Annotated in this window: 7 protein-coding genes and 1 pseudogene; 3 read left to right on the top strand and 5 right to left on the bottom strand. The window is 59.5% G+C overall.

Going from position 1 to position 6,611, the window contains the following annotated elements; all coding sequences use genetic code 11:
• Positions 1-328 precede the first annotated feature (328 nt).
• From D3227_RS33655 to D3227_RS33635, 5 genes and pseudogenes are all read right to left on the bottom strand, one after another.
• Positions 329-643 carry an EthD family reductase gene (locus tag D3227_RS33655; RefSeq protein ID WP_120018457.1) on the bottom strand — a complete coding sequence of 105 codons (315 nt, stop codon included), beginning with the start codon at positions 641-643 and terminating at the stop codon, positions 329-331.
• A 45-nt stretch (positions 644-688) separates the two neighbouring features.
• Positions 689-1,490: pseudogene (locus D3227_RS33650) on the bottom strand (IS5 family transposase).
• An 87-nt stretch (positions 1,491-1,577) separates the two neighbouring features.
• A complete protein-coding gene (locus tag D3227_RS33645) occupies positions 1,578-2,396 on the bottom strand; it encodes a transporter (protein WP_120018456.1) in 819 nt (272 codons plus the stop codon).
• A gap of 194 nt (positions 2,397-2,590) precedes the next feature.
• The gene (locus tag D3227_RS33640) at positions 2,591-2,824 is read right to left on the bottom strand and encodes a hypothetical protein (RefSeq protein ID WP_120018455.1); all 234 of its coding nucleotides are present in this window, start codon (positions 2,822-2,824) and stop codon (positions 2,591-2,593) included.
• Between the two features lie 553 nt (positions 2,825-3,377).
• Positions 3,378-3,608, bottom strand: coding sequence for a hypothetical protein (locus D3227_RS33635; protein WP_147377754.1), 231 nt, complete (start codon positions 3,606-3,608; stop codon positions 3,378-3,380).
• 425 nt (positions 3,609-4,033) lie between these two features.
• On the opposite strand from D3227_RS33635, the gene D3227_RS33630 reads away from it, so the two are divergent.
• Genes D3227_RS33630 through D3227_RS33620 form a run of 3 tightly spaced genes read left to right on the top strand, consistent with a single transcriptional unit; the run spans position 4,034 to position 6,584 of the window.
• Entirely contained in the window at positions 4,034-4,864 is an 831-nt protein-coding gene (locus tag D3227_RS33630; protein WP_120018453.1) for an alpha/beta hydrolase, read from the top strand.
• Positions 4,865-4,875: 11 nt separating this feature from the next.
• Positions 4,876-5,844: an ABC transporter substrate-binding protein gene (locus D3227_RS33625; RefSeq protein WP_120018452.1), complete on the top strand. Its 969-nt coding sequence runs from the start codon at positions 4,876-4,878 to the stop codon at positions 5,842-5,844.
• 14 nt (positions 5,845-5,858) lie between these two features.
• Positions 5,859-6,584, top strand: a complete 726-nt coding sequence (locus D3227_RS33620; RefSeq protein WP_120018451.1) for a L,D-transpeptidase — start codon at positions 5,859-5,861, stop codon at positions 6,582-6,584.
• Positions 6,585-6,611 lie beyond the last annotated feature (27 nt).

The following is a 6,611-nucleotide window of genomic DNA, read 5'->3' as shown; positions in this document are numbered from 1 at the left end:
CGAGATAATCCTGCTCGTCTGCGCTCAGAACCAACGGCGCGGTTGGGCGGCCATTCGCGTTCGCCATAATGCGCTCCTCTCCAGAAGCGACGTAGCATACAATGTAACGAACTTCAGTTCCAGATGACTAGGTCACCGACTCATAAAGCGCATCCAGATTTTGGCTGAAGCGAGTTTGACGAGAGCAAGGTAGTTTTCGCTTCAACGGCAACCACATGTTCCCGATCGTCGACCGGTTCGGCACCGCCTACGTCACCATGGATCAGGTGCGCCAGCACTACGCCGATCCCGGAAAGTTCAACGGCTACGCCTGACGCGCCGAAGCCCCCTATCCTTCAACGATTTCGCTGATCTGCACGATGGGCGCGATGTCCGTATAGTTGGCGACGTCCGCGAAGATCTCCGCGCGGTGGGGACCGAACGCCTCCTGGAATGTCCCCAGGGTCGGCGAGTAGATGTGGCACGCCGCGACGAACTCCGGCGCGCTTCCAGGTTCAAGACCCGCAAGGCCCTTATCGATCTCGTACCGCAGGCAGGCATCGCCGAGCCGTTCCTGGATCAGTGGCATGTGGCTGGTGCGGTAGTAGTCGTGATCGAACTTCGAGCCGCCATCGCCCGGATAGTAGACGCTCATCTTGATCATGGTCGGGCTCCTGCCTGAACGCCTCTCCGAGCGTGCGAGGGACCTTTATAGCTCACCAACTCGTAAAGCGCATACAGATTTTGGCTGAAGCGAGTTTGACGAGAGGTAGTTTTCGCTGTGCTTTTCGAAGCGGGTGGCGACGGCACGGAAGTGCTTGAGTTTGCTGAAGGAGCGTTCGACGAGGTTGCGGTAGCGATAGAGGAAGGCGCTGAACGGCGGGCGGCGTTTGCGGCCGGGCATCGGCTTGATGTTGGCCCATGCGCCGCGCGCGGCCATCTCGAGGCGCAAGGCATCACTGTCGTAGGCGCGATCGGCGATCAGCACGTCGCCGCCGCCGAGCGTATCGAGCATGTCGGCGGCGTCCTGCCATCGTGTGCTTGTCCGGGCGTCAGCTTGAGCGCGATCGGCAGGCCGCGCGCATCGACCAGCGCGTGGATCTTGGTGGTCAGTCCACCGCGCGAGCGCCCCATGCATCGGTCGTCAGGCTCACGCCCTGGGGGCGGTATCCGGCGCGCCCCCTTTTTTGCCGTTGGCACCATGCTGGTGAACCCGGATCGACGAGCTGTCGATCATCTGCACATCGCCATCGTAAGCCCTTGATACAGCATCGAAGATGCCGGTCCCATACGCCCGCCTTGCGCCATCTGACGAAGCGGTTGTAGCAGGTCGTATACGGGCCGTAGCGCTCGGGAATGTCCGCCCACGGCGAGCCGGTCCGAAGACGCCAGTAAATCCCGTTCAGAACACGCCGGTCGTCAACCCGAGGCACCCCGCGCGGCTTGCTCGGTAGCAGCGGCTCGATCACCGACCACTCGAAATCCGTCAACTCGTAGCGACGCTGGCCCATCAGCAGCTCCCTTCAAGAAGCTTGAATCAGAACCTTGCAGCTACCGCCAGCAGTTTATGAGTGCGTGACCTCCCGTCGACCCAGGTTTCATCCCTTCGGAAACAGCAATGTTGCGCCAAGCCGCAGGCCGAACCCTGTTGGACCTCCGTCCGGGCTCTCGGCCCAGTAGCGAACGCCAGCCGTCAGGCTCACCGGTTGAGCCCCGAACTTGACGAGCTTCGAGACGCTCGCATTGATCGGGACCGACCACTCCCGCGCCGTCCAGTTATAGGTGCTCTCGCTGTTAAGCGTGAAGGTCCATGCGTCAGGCGTCGTATAGGCGATGAACGGTTGGAGGAACGTGGCGTTCACGTCCGCCCTGTCATGGTCGCCGGCAAAGGACCAGATATGGTTGGCGAGCATGCCATAGGTCCACGGGCCGCTCTGCTTCAGAACGACGACTGTTGGCCCGACCCCCCATTTCTCGCCGCCAAGCAGCTCGTCCGTCGCTGTCGGGATGAGGAACACCGGACCGGCGCCCCAGATGATACCGCCTGCAGTCGGCTTCTTCGGTGAAAAGAACACGCTCTGAACGATGTCGCCGAGACCGAACTGGTCGCCGGAGGAGCCAGCGATGTCGTTCTGCCAGGCAATCGGAACGACGGTGCGGGAAATCAAGTTCCAGTTGTCGTTCAGCGAGAATGGTATCACCGGCTGGACGTTCACATATGCCTTGCGTCCGTCGGCCGGACCGTAGCCCGTATCGTAGTTGAACTGGACCGGAACGCTGATGAGCGAAGCGATCGGGTTGGAGAGTTGCTTGGCCAAGTCGGTATCGGCCGCGTTGGAGGACCCCGCCGACGCAATCAATCCGGCTAACGCGATGCCCGGAATTGATGCCCTCAATGTCTTGCAATTGATTTTCATGTTAGATCTCCCCATTGCGAATCCTGAGCGTTCCCGTTGCGGTGAGTTCTTCGCTTGATCCTCCGGGTGACTTCGTCCATTCGGTCCACGATAAATTTCGATCGATGGTCGCGCAATGTTGCCTGGAGCGCAAGGGGGCGGCTACTTGCAGCAGACCTTGCGGACATAATTGTTGTCGTTGGTCGTTTAGGTCGTCAGGAATCGCGCCCCGCGCCTCCTGGACCAGGCTTTGGCCATGTGCTCGTCGAATGTGTTTTTAGGCATGATGCCAACCAGCCATCGGTGGCAAGGTAAGCCGAAAGCGGGATCGACGCAGAGCGCACATAGGATTCGGCCTCGGCGAGCTTATCGAAGCTCTTGACCTGAACATGGCGCTGTCCGAAGGGGCCGCTCTCGTACTGGTCGACATAGACCCGGGTGTCATGCATGTAGCCGACCTGATTTCCAGCCCGGACACGATACCAAAGATCGGGGTTTGCCAAGGATTGCGACCGTACTCCCGTTCCTTAGCACCGCCCTATTTGCCGACTTTCCGTCCGGCCGTGCCTTAACAGGGGCGGTGCGTTTGGGGTGCCTGATGCGGCCGGAGCGAGCTTCCGGAATTACAAGGAGGCTCTGCGCACTGACGGGCGATGCAGGAAGCGCGGCAATCGTCGGATTTGGGTCTGTCGGGGAAACTAGGCTCCGAGATCTGAGATTGGCCGTTCTCGCCAACTTGGCCCCGAACGGCAGAAAAAGCGCCCGACCTGCGCGGACACGGGGGCTACGGGTCAATGGTCGATTGCCCTCAAGGACAATGGCGCATCGGACCGGCGCCGGTTTAGCTTCGGGATGAAGAGCCTCTATGTCTCGAACTCGAGCCTCGCCGACGAAGTGGCTCTTCTGCGCGGCTTGCGTCGAATTGTCAAAGGAGGAACCCCAATGGGACCCGGTCGTCTCACGAAAATTTTCTGCGCATTGCTTACGCTCGCTACAGTTTCCCTAGCGCGCGATGACCTGAAGGAGTTCCTTGGCGGAAATGTCATTTCTCAAGCTGAAGCGCGTAGAGCCGTACGCCATCGCGCCGTGCATCGCCCCGTGTATCGCGCGCCGGTCACTGCGCGTGGCGTGGCGCGCCGCACAACCAGGCGTGTAATCCGCCGTACCACACTCTTTGTCCCGGTTTTGCCAGCTGGTTGCGCTTTCGTCCACATAAGCGGCATTGGCTACCATCACTGCGGCTCGCTTTATTACCAGCGCTCTGGCAGCCGATATGTGCAGATTACGGTCAATTGACGCAGTTGGAAGACCCGAACGTCAAGCCGTTCGGGTCTGATAGCCTCCGGACTGGGCAAATTGGTTTACGGGGAGCATGAAGGGCGTTCGAGTTAGTGAATAGAGCCATCCGCCTCTCCATGGTTTTGACCCTGATCGGCTCGACGTCATGCGCCCATCGCCCGAGAACGTCTTTCTCCCTGTGGGGCCGAATTCGGTACCTGGTACGTCGCGGGTGGAAATGTTGGTGGCAACAATGCGGCGCCCTTCCAAGATACCGGGAGAGATGTTCGGAGGCGAGCGTGGTGATCCGACCTTCGCCGAGATCGCAATTTCGATTCCGCCCGACAGTCCGTAAGATCGGAGAGGTGGAATAGCCAAAGGTGATTCCCGCCGATCCCAAGCGCGAGTTTGCGACGATCAGCGCCACTGTACTGACACGAGACGCGATGATCTCCAATCTGCATGCGCGACTGACCAGAGCCCCCTCCCGGAAGGTTCTGGTCTTCGTTCACGGGTACAACAACCGTTTCGACGATGCAGTGTTCAGATTCGCGCAGATCGTCCACGATTCCGGTACGAAATACGTACCCGTGCTGTTTACGTGGCCATCCCGCGGAAAACTACTCGCCTATGGATATGATCGCGAAAGCGCGAACTATAGCCGGGACGCTCTGGAGGCAACGCTGAAGTACCTGGTGCAGGACTCATCGGTTTCTCTGGCTCACTCGATGGGGAATTGGATCACCCTGGAAGCGCTCCGTCAAATGGCAATCCGAAACCGAGGCATCTCCTCCAAGATCAAGAACGTCATGCTGGCGTCGCCCGATGTGGACGTCGATGTCTTTCACACCCAATTGGTCTCCATGGGTGTTCGGCGTCCTCGCTTGACCCTGTTCGTGTCAAATGATGACAAAGCTTTGAAAGCATCACAATGGCTTTGGGTAAGCACTGCCCGCCTCGGGACCATCGATCCCAAAGTTGATCCCTACAAGGATTTCTTGGAAACAGGGGGGATCGATGTCGTCGACCTGAGCAAGATCGATACGACCGGCCAGCTCAACCATGGCAAGTTTTCCGAGAGCCTCGAGGTTATTCGGCTAATCGGCCGCCAATTGGCCACGGGGCAGCCGGTTACCGACCAACACTTGAGCTTGGAAGACCGTATCGTCGCCGGAATAGATTCGAAACTCTCGGGCAGCGTGATACCTTAAGGAAACGCAAAATGTCGTCAATCACGTACTCTTTGAAGAAAGCTGCGCTGTCGGCCTTCGTCCTGGCAGTGACGTCTCTGTCGGTCCACGCTCGTGACCTTGTCATCGCCATGCCGAATTGGCCCTCGGGTAAGGCGACCGCGAACATCTTGAAGGTTGGTCTGAAAAAGGAATACGGACTTGACTCGGACGTCCGCGAGATGGGCTCGATGATCGCCTTCGCTGGCCTGAATTCCGGGGAGGTGGACATCCACCCAGAGATCTGGTCGCCCAACCTGGACAGTCTGATTGACAAGTACGTTACAAAAGCTGGCACGGTCTCGATGAGCCCGATTGGCGTCCAGGCTTGGCAGGGATTGTGCGAGACGCGGATCACCGCCGACAAATTCGGTATTCGCGACATCTCGGATCTAAACGATCCGAAAAAGACCGCGGCGCTCGACACGGACGGGGACGGCCGCGGCGAACTGTGGATCGGCGCTGAAACTTGGGCGTCGACGGCGATAGAGCGGGTCAGGGCTAACAGCTACGGCTACGCCAAGACGATGACCTTGCTCGAAATGCCGGAGGACGTCGGCATGGCTGCTGTAGATGCGGCGGAAGCCACAGACCGCCCCATCGTGTTTGCCTGCTATGCGCCGCACTACATTTTCAAGCTCCACGATATCGTGCGCCTTACGGAGCCTCCGTACGATCCGGCCAAGTGGAAGATCGTGCTGCCTTCGGAAGATCCGCAATGGCTGACGAAATCGAGCGCGGCCGTTGCCTGGAATGCCGCTCAATTCCACGTCGGCTATGCAACCTCCCTGCGCCAAAGCCATCCGGAGGTGGTCAAGTTCCTGGAGCATGTCGACTTCAAGGAGGATGAAATCACCGAGATGAGCTACGCGCTTCAGGTGGAGCGGCAGGACCCTTATGCTTTCGCCACGCAATGGGTCGCTACGCATGGTGACCAGGTACATGGATGGGCAAGCAAATGAAACGATCCTCGACGATGCGGCAGACTGCCTACCTCGCAGCAGATCGCGGGTGGCTGAAGCAGGCCGCAATCCGGCGGCACGCGGGTACAGCAGCAATCGCGGCTCTGTTGCTTGCGGCTCCGTTGGCGCTCGCGACCGCGGCACCGCCGGGGGCGGCTACGCAGGTGTTCGATCCAATCACCCACAAGTGGGTCGACTATGACCGCAAGAAGGCCCTCAAATACTATGCGGCGCATAAAGAGGTGCCCGAGGCATTTCGTATGCAGATGGTCAAGTTTCGTACCGCCGAGGTGCCCGGCACGATCATCATCGATGGAAACCAGCACTTTCTCTACCTAGTGCAGCCCAACCAGATGGCGATGCGCTATGGCATTGGTGTCGGCCGGGAAGGTTTTGGCTGGGCAGGCATCGTGCGCGTTGGCCGCATATCGGAGTGGCCTACCTGGACGCCGCCCGCGGAAATGGTCGCTCGCGACCCCAAAGCTGCACCGTTTGCATCGGGCATGCCAGGCGGCCCCGACAATCCGCTGGGAGCCAGGGCGCTCTACCTCTACGAAGGAGACCATGACACGATCTACCGAATTCATGGCACGCCGGAGCCATGGACAATTGGCCTCGACGTGTCCTCGGGATGCATCCGGATGAACAACAAGGACATCATAGACCTGGCTTCACGCGTGAACGTGGGTGCCAAGGTCATCGTCCTCATGCAGGGGGCGGCCCTCTACAAGGGCGTGTGACAGCGGAAGCAATTGGAGGAGGGAAGT

It is taken from the genome of Mesorhizobium waimense, assembly GCF_003601975.1.
Classification (GTDB): Bacteria; Pseudomonadota; Alphaproteobacteria; order Rhizobiales; family Rhizobiaceae; genus Mesorhizobium; species Mesorhizobium waimense.
Note: the sequence above shows the minus strand (reverse complement) of the source record. Positions and strands in the feature narration are given on the sequence as shown.

What these genes read in the sequence shown, in the direction of transcription:
- D3227_RS33655 (WP_120018457.1), bottom strand. Translation starts at nt 643, where the DNA reads ATGATCAAGATGAGCGTCTACTATCCGGGCGATGGCGGCTCGAAGTTC.
- D3227_RS33645 (WP_120018456.1), bottom strand. Translation starts at nt 2,396, where the DNA reads ATGAAAATCAATTGCAAGACATTGAGGGCATCAATTCCGGGCATCGCG.
- D3227_RS33640 (WP_120018455.1), bottom strand. Translation starts at nt 2,824, where the DNA reads ATGCATGACACCCGGGTCTATGTCGACCAGTACGAGAGCGGCCCCTTC.
- D3227_RS33635 (WP_147377754.1), bottom strand. Translation starts at nt 3,608, where the DNA reads ATGGTAGCCAATGCCGCTTATGTGGACGAAAGCGCAACCAGCTGGCAA.
- D3227_RS33625 (WP_120018452.1), top strand. Translation starts at nt 4,876, where the DNA reads ATGTCGTCAATCACGTACTCTTTGAAGAAAGCTGCGCTGTCGGCCTTC.
- D3227_RS33620 (WP_120018451.1), top strand. Translation starts at nt 5,859, where the DNA reads ATGCGGCAGACTGCCTACCTCGCAGCAGATCGCGGGTGGCTGAAGCAG.